This is a genomic window from Pseudomonas sp. SL4(2022), assembly GCF_026625725.1.
Taxonomy (GTDB): Bacteria; Pseudomonadota; Gammaproteobacteria; order Pseudomonadales; family Pseudomonadaceae; genus Aquipseudomonas.
This window is the reverse complement of the sequence record NZ_CP113060.1, coordinates 353,650-372,989: the sequence shown is the minus strand read 5'-3', so window position 1 is coordinate 372,989 and position 19,340 is coordinate 353,650. Positions and strand designations below refer to the sequence as shown.

General features: G+C 57.6%; 17 protein-coding genes. 16 read left to right on the top strand and 1 reads right to left on the bottom strand.

What is annotated here, in order from left to right:
* Positions 1 to 32: 32 nt before the first annotated feature.
* Entirely contained in the window at positions 33 to 815 is a 783-nt protein-coding gene (gene map / locus OU997_RS01820) for a type I methionyl aminopeptidase (protein ID WP_108487641.1), read from the bottom strand.
* Positions 816 to 1,102: 287 nt separating this feature from the next.
* Here map and rpsB point away from each other — a divergent pair, with 287 nt between their 5' ends.
* The 16 genes from rpsB to dnaE all read left to right on the top strand — a co-directional run bounded on the left by rpsB (position 1,103) and on the right by dnaE (position 19,186).
* A complete protein-coding gene (rpsB, locus tag OU997_RS01815; protein ID WP_108487643.1) occupies positions 1,103 to 1,846 on the top strand; it encodes a 30S ribosomal protein S2 in 744 nt (247 codons plus the stop codon).
* 182 nt (positions 1,847 to 2,028) lie between these two features.
* Positions 2,029 to 2,895, top strand: a complete 867-nt coding sequence (tsf, locus tag OU997_RS01810) for a translation elongation factor Ts (protein ID WP_267808678.1) — start codon at positions 2,029 to 2,031, stop codon at positions 2,893 to 2,895.
* A gap of 187 nt (positions 2,896 to 3,082) precedes the next feature.
* The gene (gene pyrH, locus OU997_RS01805; RefSeq protein ID WP_108487645.1) at positions 3,083 to 3,826 is read left to right on the top strand and encodes a UMP kinase; all 744 of its coding nucleotides are present in this window, start codon (positions 3,083 to 3,085) and stop codon (positions 3,824 to 3,826) included.
* Positions 3,823 to 4,380, top strand: coding sequence for a ribosome recycling factor (gene frr / locus OU997_RS01800; protein ID WP_108487647.1), 558 nt, complete (start codon positions 3,823 to 3,825; stop codon positions 4,378 to 4,380). Before pyrH ends, frr begins: the two co-directional genes overlap by 4 nt.
* A 16-nt stretch (positions 4,381 to 4,396) precedes the next feature.
* A complete protein-coding gene (gene uppS / locus OU997_RS01795) occupies positions 4,397 to 5,152 on the top strand; it encodes a polyprenyl diphosphate synthase (protein WP_108487649.1) in 756 nt (251 codons plus the stop codon).
* Positions 5,152 to 5,967, top strand: coding sequence for a phosphatidate cytidylyltransferase (locus OU997_RS01790; RefSeq protein WP_108487651.1), 816 nt, complete (start codon positions 5,152 to 5,154; stop codon positions 5,965 to 5,967). Before uppS ends, OU997_RS01790 begins: the two co-directional genes overlap by 1 nt.
* Complete coding sequence (ispC, locus tag OU997_RS01785; RefSeq protein WP_108487653.1) at positions 5,964 to 7,148, top strand: 1-deoxy-D-xylulose-5-phosphate reductoisomerase; 1,185 nt, start codon at positions 5,964 to 5,966, stop codon at positions 7,146 to 7,148. Before OU997_RS01790 ends, ispC begins: the two co-directional genes overlap by 4 nt.
* Before the next feature lie 21 nt (positions 7,149 to 7,169).
* Entirely contained in the window at positions 7,170 to 8,522 is a 1,353-nt protein-coding gene (gene rseP, locus OU997_RS01780) for a sigma E protease regulator RseP (RefSeq protein ID WP_267808677.1), read from the top strand.
* A gap of 89 nt (positions 8,523 to 8,611) precedes the next feature.
* A complete protein-coding gene (bamA, locus tag OU997_RS01775) occupies positions 8,612 to 10,960 on the top strand; it encodes an outer membrane protein assembly factor BamA (RefSeq protein WP_267808676.1) in 2,349 nt (782 codons plus the stop codon).
* 42 nt (positions 10,961 to 11,002) lie between these two features.
* Positions 11,003 to 11,506: an OmpH family outer membrane protein gene (locus tag OU997_RS01770; RefSeq protein ID WP_108487659.1), complete on the top strand. Its 504-nt coding sequence runs from the start codon at positions 11,003 to 11,005 to the stop codon at positions 11,504 to 11,506.
* Positions 11,506 to 12,567: a UDP-3-O-(3-hydroxymyristoyl)glucosamine N-acyltransferase gene (gene lpxD / locus OU997_RS01765; protein ID WP_267809848.1), complete on the top strand. Its 1,062-nt coding sequence runs from the start codon at positions 11,506 to 11,508 to the stop codon at positions 12,565 to 12,567. Before OU997_RS01770 ends, lpxD begins: the two co-directional genes overlap by 1 nt.
* 47 nt (positions 12,568 to 12,614) lie before the next feature.
* Complete coding sequence (fabZ, locus tag OU997_RS01760) at positions 12,615 to 13,055, top strand: 3-hydroxyacyl-ACP dehydratase FabZ (RefSeq protein WP_108487663.1); 441 nt, start codon at positions 12,615 to 12,617, stop codon at positions 13,053 to 13,055.
* Positions 13,052 to 13,828, top strand: coding sequence for an acyl-ACP--UDP-N-acetylglucosamine O-acyltransferase (gene lpxA / locus OU997_RS01755; protein ID WP_267808675.1), 777 nt, complete (start codon positions 13,052 to 13,054; stop codon positions 13,826 to 13,828). The genes fabZ and lpxA overlap by 4 nt, the downstream gene beginning before the upstream one ends.
* Before the next feature lie 3 nt (positions 13,829 to 13,831).
* Positions 13,832 to 14,965, top strand: coding sequence for a lipid-A-disaccharide synthase (gene lpxB, locus OU997_RS01750; RefSeq protein ID WP_108487667.1), 1,134 nt, complete (start codon positions 13,832 to 13,834; stop codon positions 14,963 to 14,965).
* Positions 14,965 to 15,561, top strand: a complete 597-nt coding sequence (rnhB, locus tag OU997_RS01745; RefSeq protein ID WP_267808674.1) for a ribonuclease HII — start codon at positions 14,965 to 14,967, stop codon at positions 15,559 to 15,561. The genes lpxB and rnhB overlap by 1 nt, the downstream gene beginning before the upstream one ends.
* Positions 15,562 to 15,664: 103 nt before the next feature.
* Positions 15,665 to 19,186, top strand: a complete 3,522-nt coding sequence (gene dnaE, locus OU997_RS01740; RefSeq protein WP_108487671.1) for a DNA polymerase III subunit alpha — start codon at positions 15,665 to 15,667, stop codon at positions 19,184 to 19,186.
* Positions 19,187 to 19,340: the final 154 nt, after the last annotated feature.

Sequence of the window (19,340 nt, the reverse complement as noted above, 5' to 3'; positions counted from 1 at the left end):
CTAGAACAAGCGCGGTGAGCGTGCCGTGAGGGTCAGGCCGATGTGCGCGGGATGGTGTCATCACTGCGCAGGGTGAATATCTCGTAGCCGTCGGCGGTCACTAGGATGGTGTGTTCCCATTGCGCGGAAAGCTTGCGGTCCTTGGTAATGGCGGTCCAGCCGTCCCCGAGGGTACGAGTTTCCGGGCGACCCTGGTTGATCATCGGCTCGATGGTGAAGGTCATGCCTTGTTTGAGCTCCATGCCGGTGCCGGCGCGGCCGTAATGCAGCACTTGCGGCTCTTCATGGAATACCGCGCCGATGCCATGGCCGCAGTATTCGCGGACCACGGAGAAACCGTTTTTCTCGGCATGCTTCTGGATCACTTCGCCGATATCGCCCAGGCGCGTGCCCGGCTTAACCAGTTCGATACCCTTATACATGCATTCTTGGGTGATCTTGGCCAGGCGCTCGGCCCACTCGGGTACCTTGCCAACCATGAACATCTTGCTGGTATCGCCGTGGTAGCCATCTTTGATCACGGTGATGTCGATGTTGATCACATCACCTTCTTTCAGTGGTTTGTCGTTCGGGATGCCGTGGCAGACCACGTGGTTGACCGAGGTACAGATCGACTTGGGAAAACCTTTGTAGTTGAGCGGCGCGGGGATGGCCTGCTGCACGTTGACGATATAGTCATGGCAGATGCGATCAAGCTCTTCGGTGGTTACTCCGGGCTTGACGTGTTCGCCGATCATTTCCAGAACTTCGGCAGCCAGGCGACCGGCTACGCGCATTTTCTCGATTTCGTCGGGCGTTTTGATGGTGACGGTCATAGTGCGGCTCTCGGGCGCGAACAGAAAGGGCGTTATCTTAACAGCTACCAGCCGCCTGCCATAAGCAGCACGTGACGCCGTTGTGCTGGTTTCGGTAGGGTTTGCGCTGTGTGCGTGTAGCCTGCGCCTATCTTTTATGGTATAAAACGCGCCGCTTTACGGGCAGCACGCCCGGAAGCTTAAACCCACACACGTATCGACACGGTTTCCTGGGTGCTTTGCGGCAGGTCCGCAGGGTTGGAAATCGGGATGCGTGGAGGCCTAACCCGACTTATCAAGGAACTATCATGTCCCAAGTCAATATGCGCGATATGCTGAAGGCCGGTGTGCACTTCGGCCACCAGACCCGTTACTGGAACCCGAAAATGGGCAAATACATTTTCGGTGCGCGCAACAAGATTCACATCATCAACCTCGAAAAAACCCTGCCAATGTTCAACGAAGCGCTGTCTTTCGTTGAGAAGCTGGCTGCTGGCAAGAACAAGATTCTGTTCGTTGGCACCAAGCGCTCCGCCGGCAAAATTGTTGCTGAAGAAGCGGCACGTTGCGGTTCGCCGTACGTCGATCATCGCTGGTTGGGCGGCATGCTGACCAACTACAAAACCATCCGCGCATCGATCAAGCGTCTGCGTGATCTGGAAGCTCAGTCTCAGGACGGTACTTTCACCAAGCTGACCAAGAAAGAAGCCCTGATGCGTACCCGTGATCTGGAAAAACTGGATCGCAGCCTGGGTGGTATCAAGGATATGGGCGGCCTGCCTGACGCACTGTTCGTGATTGACGTTGATCACGAGCGCATCGCGATCACCGAAGCCAACAAGCTGGGCATCCCGGTGATCGGCGTTGTCGATACCAACAGCAGCCCGGAAGGCGTTGACTACATCATCCCAGGCAACGATGACGCCATTCGCGCCATCCAGTTGTACATGGGTGCGATGGCTGACGCCGTTGTGCGCGGCCGCAGCAACGCTGCTGGCGGCACCGACGAGTTCGTCGAGCAAGCGCCGGCTGTAGAAGCTGCTGAAGGCTAAGTAAAACGCGTATAGCGTTTGCTTAGTTCGCAAAAAGGGGGCTTGGCCCCCTTTTTGCCACCTTGAAAACCATCGCCGACATACTGTTGCAAATGTTTCAGGTCATTGTCGGCAGTGCGTTAAGAATTGAGCGCCCGTTTTTGGCGGGTGGAATGGTTAACACCTATCCAGAGGATTTTGAAATGGCAGAAATTACTGCAGCGTTGGTTAAAGAACTGCGTGAGCGTACTGGCGAAGGCATGATGGATTGCAAGAAAGCCTTGGCCAAGGCTGGCGGCGACATCGAAAAAGCCATCGACGACATGCGTGCTTCCGGCGCGATCAAGGCTGCCAAAAAAGCCGGCAATGTGGCTGCTGAAGGCGCGATCAGCATCAAGGAAGACGGCAAGACCGCCGTTATCATTGAGGTCAACTCGCAGACCGACTTCCTGGCGCTGCAGGACGACTTCAAAGCCTTTGTGGCTGCCAGCGTTGAGAAAGCCTTCGCTGACAAACTGACCGAAGTTGAGCCGTTGATCGCTGCTCAGGAAGAAGCCCGTCTGGCCCTGGTTGCCAAGTGTGGCGAGAACGTCAACATCCGTCGTCTGGCGCGTATCGAAGGCGACGTTCTGGGTTCTTACCTGCACGGCAACAAAATCGGTGTTGTGGTTGTGCTCAAAGGCGGCAACGTCGAGCTGGCCAAAGACATCGCTATGCACGTAGCGGCCAGCAACCCAGAGTTCCTGCTGCCTTCGCAGGTTTCCGCTGAAGCCATCGAGCGCGAGAAAGCCGTGTTCCTGAGCCTCAACGAAGAGAAAATCAAAGGCAAGCCGGAAAACATTGTTGAAAACATGGTCAAGGGCCGTATTAACAAGTTCCTGGCTGAGGCCAGCCTCGTTGAGCAGGCGTTTGTTAAGAACCCTGAGTTGACTGTTGGCGCTCTGGCCAAGCAGGGCGGCGCTGAAATCGTTTCCTTCACTTACTTTAAAGTGGGCGAAGGCATCGAGAAGCCAGTCGACAACTTCGCTGAAGAAGTTGCTGCGCAAGTGGCTGCTGCCAGCAAGCAGTAAGACGGTTCTTTACTGCCGACAGGAGAGGCTGCCCGCTGACGCGCGCAGCCTCTTTGTCAAATAAGGACGGGGAGTTGCTGTTCGCTTCTATTATTGAAGCGCACCAATTGTCCGGGGCGCGGTCCAAGCGCTCGATAATTCGGGTCCAAGCCCGTAAAGAATTCAAACGCCGCAGGAGAGACTCGCAATGGCTCAGCAGATGGGTGGTCGTCAACCGCGCTACAAGCGCATTCTGCTCAAACTTAGCGGCGAGGCCCTGATGGGGTCGGAAGATTTTGGCATCGATCCCAAGGTGCTTGATCGCATGGCGCTGGAAGTCGGCCAGTTGGTCGGTATCGGTGTGCAGGTCGGTCTGGTGATCGGTGGTGGCAACCTGTTCCGTGGTGCGGCCCTGAGTGCTGCGGGCATGGATCGGGTGACCGGCGATCACATGGGTATGCTCGCCACCGTAATGAATGCCCTGGCCATGCGCGACGCCCTGGAGCGCTCGAACATTCCGGCCATCGTTATGTCGGCCATTTCCATGGTCGGGGTGACTGATCATTACGATCGCCGCAAGGCCATGCGTCATCTGAAAACCGGTGAGGTGGTGATTTTTGCTGCTGGCACTGGTAATCCGTTTTTTACCACTGACTCGGCTGCCTGCCTGCGCGCCATCGAGATCGATGCCGATGTGGTGCTCAAGGCGACCAAGGTCGATGGCGTGTACACTGCCGACCCATTCAAGGATCCGCATGCCGAGAAGTTCGATCGCCTGACCTATGACGAGGTGCTCGACCGCAAGCTGGGCGTGATGGATCTGACAGCGATCTGTCTGTGCCGCGACCATAATATGCCGCTGCGCGTTTTCAACATGAACAAGCCCGGTGCCCTGCTGAACGTTGTAGTCGGTGGCGCTGAAGGCACTCTGATCGAGGAAGACAAGCAATGATCAATGAGATCAAGAAAGACGCCCAGGTACGCATGCAGAAAAGCCTGGAGTCGTTGGTTCATGCCTTCAGCCGGATCCGTACCGGTCAGGCGCACCCGAGCATCCTCGGCGGCGTGATGGTGCCTTACTACGGCTCCGACACCCCCTTGAATCAAGTGGCTAACGTCACCGTCAAGGATGCCCGTACCCTGCAGGTTGTAGCGTTTGAGCGCAACATGCTGGCAGCGGTCGACAAGGCGATCCAGAGTTCCGGTCTGGGCTTCAACCCGACCAACCTGGGTGAGCTGTTGCTGATCTCCATGCCGGCGCTGACCGAAGAAACCCGTAAGGGCTTCACCAAGCAAGCGCGTGATGCAGCTGAGGATGGTCGTGTTGCGGTGCGCAATATCCGTCGCGATGCCTTGAGCCAGCTGAAAGATCTGGTCAAAGAGAAGGAAATCAGCGAAGACGAGGAGCGTCGTGCTGCTGATGACATCCAGAAGCTGACCGACAAGTTCGTGGCGGAAATCGAAGTGGCGGTGAAGCAGAAAGAAGCGGATCTGATGGCCGTTTAACGGTCAGATTATCGCCATGGACAAAACCAACGACGGTAATCGGATTGCCGTGCCACGGCATGTGGCAATCATCATGGACGGCAATAACCGCTGGGCGAAGAAGCGTCTGCTGCCTGGTGTTGCTGGCCACAAGGCTGGCGTCGATGCCGTTCGTGCGGTGATCGAGGTGTGTGCTGAGGCCGGGGTCGAGGTATTGACCCTGTTCGCCTTCTCCAGTGAAAACTGGCAGCGCCCGGCCGAAGAAGTCAGTGCGCTGATGGAGTTGTTTCTCAGTGCGCTGCGGCGCGAGGCGAAAAAGCTCGATGCCAATGACATCAGTTTGCGCATTATTGGCGACCGTTCACGTTTTCACCCCGAGCTGCAAGCGGCCATGCGCGATGCAGAAGCGCAAACTGCTGGCGACAGACGTTTTGTCCTGCAGGTGGCCGCCAACTATGGCGGTCAGTGGGATATCGCGCAGGCTGCGCAGCGGCTGGCGCGTGAAGTTCAAGGTGGTCATCTGCGCGCCGAAGATATCACCCCGGAATTGCTGCAAAGTTGCCTGGTGACCGGTGATCTGCCATTACCGGATTTGTGTATCCGCACCGGTGGTGAGCATCGCGTCAGCAATTTCCTGCTTTGGCAGCTGGCGTATACCGAGTTGTATTTCTCCGACCTCTACTGGCCGGACTTCAAACACGACGCCATGCGCAAAGCCTTGGCCGATTTCGCTAGCCGCCAGCGTCGCTTTGGGAAAACCAGCGAGCAGGTTGCAGCTGAGGCGCGTACCTGATGCTCAAGCAACGAATTATCACGGCTCTGGTGCTTCTGCCGTTTGCGCTGGGCGGCTTTTTCCTGCTGGATGGTGCCTGGTTTGCGCTGTTTATCGGTGCGGTGGTCAGTCTGGGGGGCTGGGAATGGGCGCGCCTGGCCGGTTTTGCCGCGCAGGTGCAGCGTGTGGCTTATGCCGTACTGGTTGCGGCCTTGCTGTTCGGCTTGTATCTGTTGCCGCAGCTAGCGCCCTGGTTGTTGTTGATCGGGGTGGTTTGGTGGGTGATTGCTACGTTTCTGGTGCTGGGTTATCCCGGCAGCAGCCAGTACTGGGTTGCCGCGCCGGTCAGGTTGCTGATCGGTCTGCTGATTCTGTTGCCCGCCTGGCAAGGGCTGGTGCTGCTCAAGCAGTGGCCAGAGGCCAATTGGCTGATCTTGGCGGTGATGGTGCTGGTCTGGGGGGCTGATATCGGTGCCTATTTTGCAGGTCGCCGTTTCGGCAAGCGCAAGCTGGCGCCGCAGGTTAGTCCCGGCAAGAGCTGGGAGGGTGTCTTCGGTGGCCTGCTGACTACGCTGCTGATCTGTATCGGTGTCGCCATTGGCCGCGAGTGGTCCTTTAGCAGTCTGCTGTTGGGGGCACTCGGTACAGCGGTCGTGGTGTTGATCTCGGTTGTGGGTGATCTGACTGAGAGCATGTTCAAGCGCCAATCGGGCATCAAGGACAGTAGTAATCTGCTGCCAGGGCATGGTGGCGTGTTAGACCGTATCGATAGTCTGACTGCTGCTATTCCGGTTTTTGCAGCTCTCTTGTGGTTGTCAGGGTGGGGCATACGGTGAGTGCGATGCAGCAGATAACCGTCCTGGGGGCTACCGGTTCGATCGGTCTGAGCACTCTCGATGTGATCGCTCGCCATCCAGAGCGCTATCAAGTATTCGCGTTGTCCGGCTTTAGCCGTCTGGCAGAGCTGGAAGCGTTGTGCATGATTTACCGTCCGCGCTTTGCTGTAGTGCCGCAGGCTCTGCAAGCTCGCCAGCTTCAGGAGTGTTTGCGCGCGGCCGGTTTGGCCACTCACGTGCTGCATGGTCCCGAGGGGCTCTGTAAAGTGGCAGCGCATCCTGAGGTGGATGCGGTGATGGCCGCCATTGTTGGTGCCGCCGGCCTGCCGCCGACCCTGGCTGCGGTCGAGGCCGGCAAGAAGGTGCTACTGGCCAACAAAGAAGCGCTGGTGATGTCGGGCGCACTGTTTATGCAAGCCGTCAGGCGGAGCGGTGCAGTTCTGCTGCCGATCGACAGTGAACACAATGCGATTTTCCAGTGTCTGCCGGGTGACTACGCTCGCGGCCTGCAGCAGGTGGGTGTGCGGCGTATTCTGCTGACCGCCTCGGGTGGGCCGTTTCGTGAGATGCCGCTGGAGCAGCTGCATGCTGTCACGCCTGAGCAGGCGTGCGCGCATCCCAACTGGTCGATGGGGCGCAAGATCTCGGTGGATTCGGCGAGCATGATGAACAAAGGCCTGGAGCTGATCGAGGCTTGCTGGTTGTTTGATGCCACTCCTGACCTGGTTGAGGTGGTGGTGCATCCGCAGAGCGTGATTCACTCGTTGGTCGACTATGTTGACGGTTCGGTGCTGGCTCAGCTGGGCAATCCGGACATGCGAACCCCCATCAGTCACGCTCTGGCTTGGCCGGAACGTATCGACTCCGGCGTCGCGCCGTTGGATCTGTTTGCTATTGCTCGGTTGGACTTCCAGGCTCCGGACGAGCAGCGCTTCCCTTGTCTGCGTCTGGCGCGTGAGGCTGCTCAGGTCGGTGGCACTGCGCCGGCTATGCTCAATGCGGTCAACGAAGTGGCCGTTGCGGCGTTTCTTGAGCGACGCATCCGCTTTCCTGAGATCGCGCGTATCATCGAAGATGTTCTGCACGCTGAGCCCGCCCTGGCGGTTGAGAGCCTGGATACGGTGCTGGTCGCTGATGGTCGGGCTCGTCATCTGGCCGAACAATGGCTGAGTCGGCGCTGATCGTCGACGCGGAGAAGTTTGATGAGTGCGCTTTATATGCTGGTCGGTACCCTGGTTGCACTGGGTGTGCTGGTAACCATCCACGAGTATGGACACTTCTGGGTAGCCCGCCGCTGTGGCGTCAAGGTGCTGCGGTTTTCTGTCGGTTTTGGCAGCCCGCTGCTGCGCTGGCATGACCGCCAAGGTACTGAATTTGTCGTGGCCGCCATCCCGCTGGGTGGCTACGTGAAAATGCTCGATGAGCGCGAAGGCGATGTGCCGCCGGCGTTGCTCGATCAGTCGTTCAATCGTAAGTCCGTGCAGCAGCGTATTGCCATTGTGGCAGCTGGTCCGGTGGCAAACTTCCTTCTTGCACTGCTGTTCTTCTGGCTTGTGGCGATGCTGGGTAGCCAGCAGGTGCGCCCCGTTATTGGTGCGGTCGAGGCGGGCAGTCTTGCTGAGGTTGCTGGTTTGCGGGCCGGGCAGGAGATTGTGGCGGTTAACGGCGAGCCTACTACGGGTTGGGCTGCGGTGAACCTGCAACTGGTCAGTCGCTTGGGTGAAAGTGGTCGCCTGGATCTCGCTGTGCGCGAGCCGGGTTCGTCAGCCGATACGCCGCGGCAGATCATGCTGGATAACTGGCTTCGCGGTGCCGACGAGCCAGACCCTATCGCTTCCCTGGGAATTCGTCCCTGGCGTCCGGTTTTACAGCCGGTGTTGGCGCAGCTGGACCCGGAAGGCCCGGCATTTGCGGCGGGTTTGCAGGTAAATGATCGTCTGCTGGCGCTTGATGGTCAGCCTTTGGCTGATTGGCAGCAGCTGGTGGATCAGGTTCGTGGCTTGCCGGGTAAAAAAATTAGCTTGCAGGTGGAGCGTCAAGGTCAGCAACTGGACGTGCCGCTGACCCTTGCGGCGCGCGGTGAAGGCGAAGCCCTTAGCGGTTATCTAGGTGCTGGTGTGGCAGGTGGCGAATGGCCGCCTGAGATGCTGCGCGAAGTCAGCTACGGTCCTCTGGAGGCCATCGCTGAAGGCGCTAAAAACACTTGGGCTATGAGCATTCTGACCCTCAACTCGCTGAAGAAAATGCTGTTTGGTGAGCTCTCGGTAAAAAACTTGAGCGGGCCGATAACCATTGCTAAAGTGGCGGGCGCTTCTGCTGAGTCGGGCTTGAGTGATTTTCTTAAGTTTCTCGCCTACTTAAGCATTAGTCTGGGGGTTCTTAATTTGTTGCCTATCCCCGTGCTGGATGGGGGGCATCTGCTTTTTTATCTGATCGAGTGGGTGCGTGGTCGTCCGCTGTCGGAACGGATACAGGGTTGGGGGATGCAGATCGGCATCAGCTTGGTTGTCGGGGTGATGTTACTGGCCCTGGTAAACGATTTGGGTCGCCTGTAGCCACTGTTGAATTACGCTCTCGGTACGAACAAGACGTGTCGCTCTAAGCGGCAGATTTTTTATTGTCAGTTGGAATAAGAAAGGACTTCATGAAACGTCTGCTGCTACCTGCGGTGCTTGCCGCACTGATGATCACCGAAGTTCACGCCGAGTCCTTCACCATTTCCGATATCCGGGTCACCGGTCTCCAGCGTGTTTCCGCTGGTAGCGTATTCGGTGCCTTGCCGCTCAATGTGGGGGCGCAAGCCGACGACCGTGCACTGGTTGAAGCAACCCGCGAGCTATTTAAAACTGGCTTCTTTCAGGATATTCAGCTCGGTCGCGATGGCGATGTTCTGGTTATTACCGTCGTTGAGCGTCCTTCAATTTCCAGTATCGAGATCGATGGCAACAAAGCCATTAGCAGTGAAGACCTGCTCAAAGGCCTGAATCAATCTGGCCTAGCAGAAGGTGAGATCTTTCAGCGTGCAACGCTTGAAGGCGTGCGTAACGAGTTGCAGCGTCAATACGTTGCGCAAGGCCGTTACTCTGCGGAAATTGAAGCCGAAGTCATTCCTCAACCGCGTAACCGCGTAGCCCTGAAGATCAATATCAACGAAGGTTCGGTTGCTGCGATTCAGCACATCAACGTAGTAGGTAATACCGTCTTCTCCGATGAAGACCTGATTGCCCTGTTCGAGCTGAAGACCACTAACTGGCTGTCGTTCTTCAAGAACGATGATAAGTATGCTCGCGAAAAACTGTCTGGTGACTTGGAGCGCTTGCGTTCTTATTACCTGGATCGCGGCTATATCAATATGGATATCAGCTCGACTCAGGTATCCATTACCCCGGACAAGAAACATGTCTATGTCACCGTCAACGTCGACGAAGGTGAGAAGTACACCGTACGTGAGGTGAAACTCAGCGGTGAGCTGAAAGTACCTGAAGAAGAAGTCCGCGCTTTGCTGCTGGTTCAAGAAGGTCAGGTGTTCTCGCGCAAAGTGATGACCACTACCTCTGAGCTGATTACCCGCCGTCTGGGTAACGAAGGTTATACCTTCGCCAACGTCAATGGTGTGCCAGAAGCGCACGATGACGGCACGGTGTCCATTACCTTTGTGGTTGACCCAGGTAAGCGTGCTTACGTCAATCGCATCAATTTCCGTGGTAACACCAAGTCGGAAGATGAAGTGCTACGCCGTGAAATGCGTCAGATGGAGGGAGGCTGGGCTTCTACTTACCTGATTGACCAGTCCAAAACCCGCCTGGAGCGTTTGGGTTACTTTAAGGAAGTCAACGTTGAAACCCCGCAAGTGCCAGGTACTGATGATCAGGTTGACGTCAATTACACAGTTGAAGAACAGGCTTCGGGGTCGATTACTGCCAGTGTTGGTTTCGCCCAGAATGCCGGTCTGATACTCGGCGGCTCAATTACTCAGAACAACTTCCTGGGCACCGGTAACAAAGTCAGCCTTGGTTTGACCCGCAGCGAGTACCAGAGCAATTACAACTTTGGTTTCGTTGATCCTTATTGGACGCCGGACGGTGTCAGCTTGGGTTATAACGCTTTCTTCCGCGAGACCGATTACGAAGAGCTGAACACCGATGTTTCTAGTTATGCGGTGGACAGTTATGGGGCGGGCGTCAGTATCGGGTACCCTATTAGTGATACCTCGCGGTTGACCTATGGGCTCACGGTTCAGAGCGACAGTATCAGCACGGGTCGTTATACCGTTGATGAGATTTTCAACTTTATTCAGGCTGAAGGTGACAGTTACCTTAACCTCAAAGCTTCAGTTGGTTGGTCGGAATCGACTCTAAACCGTGGTGTACTTGCAAATCGGGGTCACTCGCAGAGTTTGGTCTTCGAGACGACTGTCCCAGGTAGCGATCTGTCATTTTTCAAAATCGACTACCGTGGTCAGGTTTTCAAGCCGTTAAATGATACCTATACCCTGCGTTTCCACAGTCAGTTGGGTTTCGGTGAGAGTTATGGCTCTACATCTGATCTGCCTTTCTACGAGCATTACTACGCCGGTGGTTTCAACTCTGTACGTGGTTTCAAAGATAGCAGTCTCGGCCCTCGCAGTACGCCGAGTAAGGGCAAGAACCCAGGTACCGCATTTGATCCGGATCAAGACCCGTTACCGTTTGGTGGCAACGTACTGATCCAGGGTGGTGCTGAATTGTTGTTCCCCATGCCGTTTGTCAAAGATCAACGCTCTTTGCGTACCGCTTTGTTCTGGGATGTGGGTAATGTTTTTGATACCAATTGCGGCAAGACTCAAACCGACTGCAACAATATCGACCCGGGGCAGCTGGCCAGTTCCGTGGGTGTTGGCTTGACCTGGATTACTGCATTGGGGCCGTTGAGCTTCAGTCTGGCCATGCCAATCGTCAAACCGGATGATGCTGATACACAGATCTTCCAGTTCTCTCTCGGTCAGACGTTCTAAGCGTCAGATTATTGAATAACAACAGTTTGCAGGAGTTGCACTGTGCGTAAGTTGACACAACTGGTTTTGCTTAGCGTTGCCATGCTTGCTACCCCGGCGTTTGCCGAGATGAAAGTTGCCGTCTTGAACTATCAGATGGCGTTGTTGGAGTCTGATGCTGCCAAACGTTATGCCGTGGATGCCGAAAAGAAATTTGGTCCGCAACTGAACAAGTTGAAGACTCTCGAAAGCGATGCCAAGCGCATTCAGGATCGCCTGGTTAAAGAAGGCGAGAAAATGCAGACTGCTGAGCGCGAGCGTCTGGAACTTGAATTTAAACAGAAAGCCCGTGACTTCCAGTTCCAGTCCAAAGAGCTGAACGAGTCCAAGGCTGTGGCAGATCGTGAAATGCTGAAGAAGCTCAAGCCCAACCTGGACAAGGCCGTGGAAGAAGTGATCAAGACTGGCAACTTCGACCTGGTGCTGGAGCGCGGTGCGGTGATTGATGTCAAACCTCAGTTTGACATCACCCGCCAGGTTATCGAGCGCATGAACCAGCTGCGCTGATCATGAGTGCAGCGGTTTATACCCTTGGCCAGTTGGCCGAGCGTCTGGGCGCCACCTTGCGTGGTGCCACGGACAAGCCGATCAGCGGCTTGGCTACCTTGCAGGAAGCCGGTGCTGATCAGCTGAGTTTTCTCGCCAATGCGCAATACCGCAAGTTTCTCTCGGGCTGCCAGGCTGGTGCGGTGCTGTTGACCGCAGCTGATGCCGAAGGCTATGCCGGCAATGCTTTGGTCGTTGCTAATCCTTACCTGGCGTATGCCGAACTCTCCCATCTATTTGACCGCAAGCCCCAGGCACTGCCTGGCGTGCACCCAACGGCTGTGGTGGCTGCGGATGCTCACGTTGATGCGAGTGCCAGTATCGGCGCCTATGCGGTGATCGAAAGTGGCGCGCATATCGCTGCCGGTGTAAGTATCGGCGCGCAGTGTGTTGTCGGTGCGCGTTCGGTGATCGGTGAGGGCGGTTGGTTGGCTCCGCGAGTGACGCTGTATCACGACGTGCAGATTGGTAAACGTGTGGTTATTCAGTCGGGTGCGGTGATCGGTGGCGAGGGCTTTGGCTTTGCCAACGAGAAGGGCGTGTGGCAAAAGATCGCGCAAATCGGTGGGGTGACCATCGGTGATGACGTCGAGATTGGTGCCAATACCACTGTCGACCGAGGGGCGCTGTCGGACACGCTGATTGGCAACGGCGTCAAGCTGGATAATCAAATCATGATCGCGCACAACGTGCAGATCGGCGACAACACCGCCATGGCCGGTTGTGCGGGGATTTCCGGCAGCACCAAAATTGGCAAGAACTGCATGATAGCCGGCGGTGTGGGCATGGTCGGGCACATCGAAGTGTGCGACAACGTGTTCGTTACCGGTATGACCATGGTGACCCGCTCGATTACTGAGCCCGGTTCCTATTCGTCAGGTACCGCCATGCAGCCTGCGGCTGAATGGCGCAAGAGTGCGGCACGCATTCGTCAGCTGGATGACATGGCGCGTCGCCTGCAACAGTTGGAAAAGCAGCTGGCCTCCGTGACCCCAGCCGCCGACACTTCATCTGATGCCTGAGCCGGTGTTGCCGGCTTCTCTTTTTTCTCTTACAGGCTTCTCTGCACATGATGGACATTAACCAGATTCGCGAATACTTGCCGCACCGCTATCCGTTCCTGCTGGTGGATCGGGTGGCTGAGCTGGACCTCGATGGAAAAAGCATTCGTGCCTACAAGAATGTCAGCATCAATGAGCCATTCTTCAACGGCCACTTCCCTGAGCACCCGATCATGCCGGGCGTGCTAATCATCGAAGCCATGGCTCAGGCCGCTGGCATCCTCGGCTTCAAGATGATGGGGCTGAAACCGACTGATGGCACCCTGTATTACTTTGTCGGCTCCGACAAGCTACGCTTTCGTCAGCCGGTGGTGCCGGGCGATCAGTTGATCCTCGAGGCCAAGTACCTGAGCAGTAAGCGCAGTATCTGGAAGTTTGAGTGCAAGGCCAGTGTCGACGGCAAGGAAGTCTGCTCGGCCGAAATCATCTGTGCGGAACGCAAGCTATGAGTTTGATTGACCCTCGCGCCATTATTGACCCTAGCGCCAAGCTGGCTGACGACGTAGTCGTTGGTCCTTGGTCGATAATCGGGGCTGATGTGGAAATTGGCGAGGGTACAGTGATTGGCCCTCATGTGATCCTCAAGGGGCCGACGCGGATCGGTAAGCATAACTGTATCTATCAGTTCTCCTCCGTGGGTGAAGACACCCCTGACCTCAAGTACCAGGGTGAGGCGACTCGTCTGGTCATTGGCGATCACAACGTGATTCGTGAGGGCGTGACCATCCATCGCGGTACGGTGCAGGATCGCAGCGAAACCACTATCGGCGATCACAATCTGATCATGGCCTACGCTCACGTGGGCCATGACAGTGTGATCGGCAACCATTGTATTCTGGTCAACAACACCGCTTTGGCTGGGCACGTGTGGGTGGATGACTGGGCGATTCTCTCTGGCTACACCTTGGTGCACCAGTTCTGCCGAATTGGCGCGCACAGCTTTTCCGGAATGGGCACGGCGATTGGCAAGGATGTACCGGCCTTTGTCACCGTGTTTGGCAACCCCGCCGAAGCGCGCAGCATGAACTTTGAAGGCATGCGCCGTCGTGGTTTCAGTGCCGAGGCGATTGCTGCGTTGCGCCGTGCCTACAAGATCGTCTATCGCCAGGGGCTTACCGTTGAGCAGGCCCTGGCTGAGCTGGCGGAATCCGCTGCAGCGTTCCCCGAAGTCGCGATCTTTCGCGATTCCATCCAGGCTTCCAGCCGCGGCATTACCCGTTAATTTATGACAGACCTGATGCGTGTCGCGCTGGTCGCCGGCGAGGCGTCTGGCGATATTCTTGGTGCGGGCCTGATGCAGGCCCTGAAAGCCCAAAACCCGCAGATCGAGTTCATTGGCGTGGGTGGTCCGCTGATGCAGGCTCAGGGGCTGAACGCTTACTTTCCGATGGAGCGCCTGGCCGTCATGGGGCTGGTCGAGGTACTCGGTCGTCTGCCCGAGTTACTGTCGCGGCGTAAACGCCTGATCCGTACTCTGGTTGATGCCAAACCGGACGTGTTTATCGGCATTGATGCGCCAGATTTCAACCTGACGGTTGAGCTCAAGCTGCGTCAGGCCGGCATCAAAACTGTGCACTACGTCAGTCCGTCCGTGTGGGCCTGGCGGCAGAAGCGCGTGCTGAAAATTCGTGAAGCCTGCGATCTGATGTTGACCCTGTTCCCCTTCGAGGCGCAGTTCTATCAGGATCATCAGGTTCCCGTGCGCTTTGTCGGCCATCCACTGGCCGACACCATCCCGCAGCAGGCGGATCGTCGTGCCGCCCGTGATGCACTGAATTTGCTGCAGGATCAGCCGGTGGTTGCCCTGCTGCCAGGCAGTCGCGGTGGTGAAGTGGCGCGTTTGGGCAGTCTGTTTCTTGATGCCGCTTTGCGCTTGCGGGCCTTGCGTCCTGGTATTCAGTTTGTTCTGCCGTGTTCCAGCCCCGAACGCCGCACCCAGCTTGAACAGATGCTGGTGGGCCGCGATCTGCCGTTGACCTTGCTCGATGGCCGTTCCCATGAGGCCTTGGCCGCCTGCGATGCGGTGCTGATCGCCTCCGGCACGGCAACTCTGGAAGCCTTGCTATACAAGCGACCGATGGTGGTGGCGTACAAGGTTGCGCCGTTGACCTATCGCATTCTCAAACGCCTGGTTACCAGTGCCTATATTTCCCTGCCAAACCTGCTGGCCGAGCGCCTGTTGGTGCCAGAAATGATCCAGGATGCCGCTACGCCAGAGGCTTTGGCTCAATTACTGGCGCCGCTGCTGGATGGCGGCGAGGTGCAGACCGAAGGCTTTGACGTGATTCACCGTGCACTGCGGCGAGACGCATCGGTACAGGCTGCCAAGGCTGTGCTGCAGCTCGCAGGGCGTGGCTGATGCAACTGGGGTTGGATTTCACCCTGGTGCAGGAGTTGGTGGCTGGCGTCGATGAGGTCGGTCGCGGCCCGCTCTGTGGTGCGGTGGTTACGGCAGCGGTGATTCTTGATCCGGCGCGGCCGATTCTGGGTTTGAACGATTCGAAAAAACTCAGCGAAGCCCGTCGCGACAAACTCTTCGATGAAATCTGCGAGAAGGCCCTGGCCTGGTGCATTGCCCGCGCCGAGGTGGAAGAGATTGACCGCCTGAATATTCTGCACGCCACTATGCTGGCCATGCAGCGCGCGGTCGAGGGCTTGAGCGTGACGCCCAAGCTGGCGCTGATTGATGGCAACCGCTGCCCCAAACTGCAGGTGCCCAGTGCCGCAGTGGTCAAGGGCGACAGTCAGGTGCCGGCGATTGCTGCGGCGTCGATCCTGGCCAAGGTCAGCCGTGATCGCGAGATGCAAGTGTTAGATCAGCAATACCCGGGCTACGGCATTGCCGGGCACAAGGGCTACCCCACGCCTGTGCATCTGGAGGCCTTGCGGCGTCTGGGGCCGACTCCAATTCACCGACGTTCCTTCGCGCCGGTGCGGGCCTTGTTGGACGACTGACGCCGTCATTACACTCGACCCTCGCTATGCTGTGCGCTTGTCGCTCGCGGCTGCGGTTGTACAATCCCTGCCTTGTCGTTTTTGCGTTTTGTATAGGACTGCCATGACCGCTTCGTTTGTCCATCTGCGTTTGCACACCGAGTTTTCCCTGGTCGATGGGCTGGTGCGGGTCAAGCCTCTGATCAAGTCAGTGGCGGCAGCCGGGATGCCGGCAGTGGCGGTCACCGATATGAGCAATATGTGCTCGCTGGTGAAGTTTTATAAGGCGGCCATGGGCGGTGGCATAAAGCCGATCTGTGGTGCCGATATCTGGTTGGCCAGCGCCGAGGAGGATGGCCCACTCAGTCGCCTGACCCTGCTGGCGATGAATGCCAAGGGCTACCGCAATCTCACCGAGCTGGTCTCGCGCGGCTGGAGCGAAGGGCAGAGCAATGACCTGGTGATTATCCAGCGCGACTGGGTCAAGCAGGCGGCCGAGGGACTGATTGCCTTGTCTGGCGCGAAGGAAGGCGAGGTTGGCCATGCCTTGCTTGATGGCGAGCAGGCCACGGCCGAAGCGCTGTTGCAGGAGTGGATGGCCGTCTTCCCCGAGCGCTTCTACCTGGAGGTGCAGCGCACCAACCGGGTCAACGATGAAGAACACCTGCATGCGGCTGTAGCGCTGGCCGACAAGCTCGGCGCGCCATTGGTGGCGACCAACGATGTACGCTTCCTCAAACAGGATGACTTTGCCGCGCACGAAACCCGCGTGTGCATTGGCGAGGGCCGTAGCCTGGATGACCCGCGCCGTCCGCGCACCTATTCCGATCAACAGTACCTGAAAAGCCCGCAGGAAATGGCCGAGCTGTTCAGTGACCTGCCCGAGGCGTTGGAAAACACGGTCGAGATCGCCAAGCGCTGCAACATCGAAGTGCAACTGGGCAAGTACTTCCTGCCTGACTTCCCGGTGCCGGCTGGCATGACCATGGACGAGTACTTTCGTCAGGTCTCGTTCGAGGGCCTGGAAGAACGCCTGGCGGTGCTCTGGCCGAAAGAGACCACGCCCAATTACGAAGAGAAGCGTCAGGTCTATATCGATCGGCTGAATTTCGAGCTGGATATCATCATCCAGATGGGTTTCCCAGGTTACTTCCTGATCGTAATGGACTTTATCAAGTGGGCGAAGAACAACGGCGTGCCAGTCGGCCCAGGCCGTGGGTCGGGTGCTGGTTCGCTGGTGGCCTATGTGCAGAAGATCACCGACCTCGACCCGTTGGCCTATGACCTGCTGTTCGAGCGTTTCCTCAACCCGGAACGGGTCTCCATGCCCGACTTCGACGTCGACTTCTGCATGGATGGCCGCGACCGGGTAATCGATTATGTGGCCGAGAAATACGGCCGCAACGCGGTGAGCCAGATCATCACCTTCGGTACGATGGCGGCCAAGGCGGTGGTGCGTGATGTCGCGCGGGCGCAGGGCAAGTCCTATGGCTTGGCCGATCGGCTGTCGAAGATGATTCCCTTCGAAGTCGGCATGACGTTGGAAAAGGCCTATGAGATGGAGGAGCCGCTGCGCGAGTTCCTCAAAGTCGATGAAGACGCCCGGGAAATCTGGGAGATGTCGCTCAAGCTCGAAGGCATCTGTCGCGGCACCGGCAAGCACGCCGGGGGTGTGGTGATCGCGCCTACCAAACTCACCGACTTCTCGCCGATTGCCTGTGACGATGAAGGCGGCGGTCTGGTGACCCAGTTTGATAAGGACGATGTCGAGCAGGCCGGCCTGGTTAAGTTCGACTTCCTCGGCCTGCGCACCCTGACGATCATCAAGTGGGCGATGGAAACCATCAACCGCGAGCAGGCAAAGAAGGGCCTGCCGGATCTGAACATCGACTTTATCCCACTGGACGACAAACCAACGTTCAGCATGCTGCAGAAAGCCGAGACTACGGCGGTGTTCCAGCTTGAATCGCGCGGCATGAAAGAGCTGATCAAAAAGCTCAAGCCCGACTGCCTGGAAGACATGATCGCTCTGGTGGCGCTGTTCCGCCCCGGTCCACTGCAATCGGGCATGGTGGACGACTTCATCAACCGTAAGCACGGTCGTGAGCCGATTTCCTACCCGCATCAGGACTATCAGTACGCAGGCCTTGAGCCGGTGTTGAAACCGACCTACGGCATCATCCTGTACCAGGAACAGGTGATGCAGATTGCTCAGGTGATGGCCGGCTACACCTTGGGTGGTGCGGACATGCTGCGCCGCGCCATGGGTAAGAAAAAACCCGAAGAGATGGCCAAGCAGCGCGGTGGCTTTATCGAAGGCTGCGCCGGCAACGGGATCGATGCGAACCTGGCGGGCAACATCTTTGATCTGGTGGAGAAGTTCGCCGGTTACGGCTTCAACAAATCTCACTCGGCGGCTTATGGCCTGGTGTCTTATCAAACCGCCTGGCTCAAGGCGCACCATCCGGCGCCGTTCATGGCCGCGGTGCTCTCGGCGGATATGCACAACACCGACAAGGTGGTCACCCTGATCGAGGAGTGCCGCAGCATGAAGCTGCGCCTCGATGCGCCGGACGTGAATATTTCCGAGTTCAAGTTCACGGTGAACAACGAGGGCTGGATTGTTTACGGCCTGGGTGCAATCAAGGGGGTGGGCGAGGGGCCGGTGGAGGCCATTGTTGAGGCGCGCGAGTCCGGCCCGTTCAAGGACCTATTCGATTTCTGCGCCCGGGTGGATCTCAAGCGCATCAACAAGCGCACCCTAGAAGCGCTGATTCGCAGCGGCGCGCTGGATCGCCTCGGTCCGCATTTCCATGAAGAGCTGAAAGCCTACAAGGCCAATATCGACCGCAATCGTGCGGTGCTGATGGCCGCGATGGAAGAAGCTGTGCAGGCCGCCGAGCAAACCGCCCGCAGCGCCGAAAGCGGTCACATGGACCTGTTTGGCGGTGTATTTGCCGATGCCGAGGCGGATGTCTACCTCAATCACCTGCGCGCCCGCGAGCTAAGTCTCAAGGAGCGTCTTAAAGGTGAAAAAGACACCTTGGGGCTGTACCTGACCGGCCATCCGATTGATGAATATGAAGGTGAAGTGCGCCGCTTTGCCCGTCAGCGCATTGTTGACCTTAAAGCCGCGCGCGGTGACCAGACCATCGCCGGACTGGTGGTTAACCTGCGCGTGATGAAGAACAAGAAGGGCGACAAGATGGGCTTTATCACCCTCGATGACCGTTCCGGGCGCATCGAAGCCTCGCTGTTTGCCGAAGCCTTCAACAGTGCTCAGGCCCTGCTGCAGACTGACGCCCTGGTGGTGGTTGAGGGGGAGGTGAGCAACGACGACTTCTCCGGCGGTCTGCGCTTGCGTGCCAAACGCGTCATGAGCCTTGAAGAGGCGCGTACCGGTCTGGCTGACAGCCTGCGTCTGCAGGTTGGCAGCAGTGTGCTGCAGGGGGATCGCCTGCGCTGGTTGGCTGAGCTATGCGGCCGTCATCGCGGCGCGTGCCCGATCACCGTTGACTACAGTGGCAGCGAAGCCAAGGCGCAGCTGCAGTTCGGCGATAACTGGCGCATTGAACCGGCTGACAGTCTGATTCAGGCATTGCGTGACCAGTTCGGCCGCGACAACGTCTTTTTGCACTACCGCTGATTTGCGGGGCTGCGGCCTCGCCGGTTTTGGTCGTGATACGCCGCAGTGAGCACGGAAAACTTTCCTGCCACTTCGGGTGTCGACCTGAGTGCGCCCGCTGCTATATGGTAGGGCGCGATAACGGATACAGCTCCCGGCCACTTGGCCGTCGACG

What these genes read in the sequence shown, in the direction of transcription:
- map (WP_108487641.1), bottom strand. Translation starts at nt 815, where the DNA reads ATGACCGTCACCATCAAAACGCCCGACGAAATCGAGAAAATGCGCGTA.
- rpsB (WP_108487643.1), top strand. Translation starts at nt 1,103, where the DNA reads ATGTCCCAAGTCAATATGCGCGATATGCTGAAGGCCGGTGTGCACTTC.
- tsf (WP_267808678.1), top strand. Translation starts at nt 2,029, where the DNA reads ATGGCAGAAATTACTGCAGCGTTGGTTAAAGAACTGCGTGAGCGTACT.
- pyrH (WP_108487645.1), top strand. Translation starts at nt 3,083, where the DNA reads ATGGCTCAGCAGATGGGTGGTCGTCAACCGCGCTACAAGCGCATTCTG.
- frr (WP_108487647.1), top strand. Translation starts at nt 3,823, where the DNA reads ATGATCAATGAGATCAAGAAAGACGCCCAGGTACGCATGCAGAAAAGC.
- uppS (WP_108487649.1), top strand. Translation starts at nt 4,397, where the DNA reads ATGGACAAAACCAACGACGGTAATCGGATTGCCGTGCCACGGCATGTG.
- OU997_RS01790 (WP_108487651.1), top strand. Translation starts at nt 5,152, where the DNA reads ATGCTCAAGCAACGAATTATCACGGCTCTGGTGCTTCTGCCGTTTGCG.
- rseP (WP_267808677.1), top strand. Translation starts at nt 7,170, where the DNA reads ATGAGTGCGCTTTATATGCTGGTCGGTACCCTGGTTGCACTGGGTGTG.
- bamA (WP_267808676.1), top strand. Translation starts at nt 8,612, where the DNA reads ATGAAACGTCTGCTGCTACCTGCGGTGCTTGCCGCACTGATGATCACC.
- fabZ (WP_108487663.1), top strand. Translation starts at nt 12,615, where the DNA reads ATGATGGACATTAACCAGATTCGCGAATACTTGCCGCACCGCTATCCG.
- lpxA (WP_267808675.1), top strand. Translation starts at nt 13,052, where the DNA reads ATGAGTTTGATTGACCCTCGCGCCATTATTGACCCTAGCGCCAAGCTG.
- lpxB (WP_108487667.1), top strand. Translation starts at nt 13,832, where the DNA reads ATGACAGACCTGATGCGTGTCGCGCTGGTCGCCGGCGAGGCGTCTGGC.
- rnhB (WP_267808674.1), top strand. Translation starts at nt 14,965, where the DNA reads ATGCAACTGGGGTTGGATTTCACCCTGGTGCAGGAGTTGGTGGCTGGC.
- dnaE (WP_108487671.1), top strand. Translation starts at nt 15,665, where the DNA reads ATGACCGCTTCGTTTGTCCATCTGCGTTTGCACACCGAGTTTTCCCTG.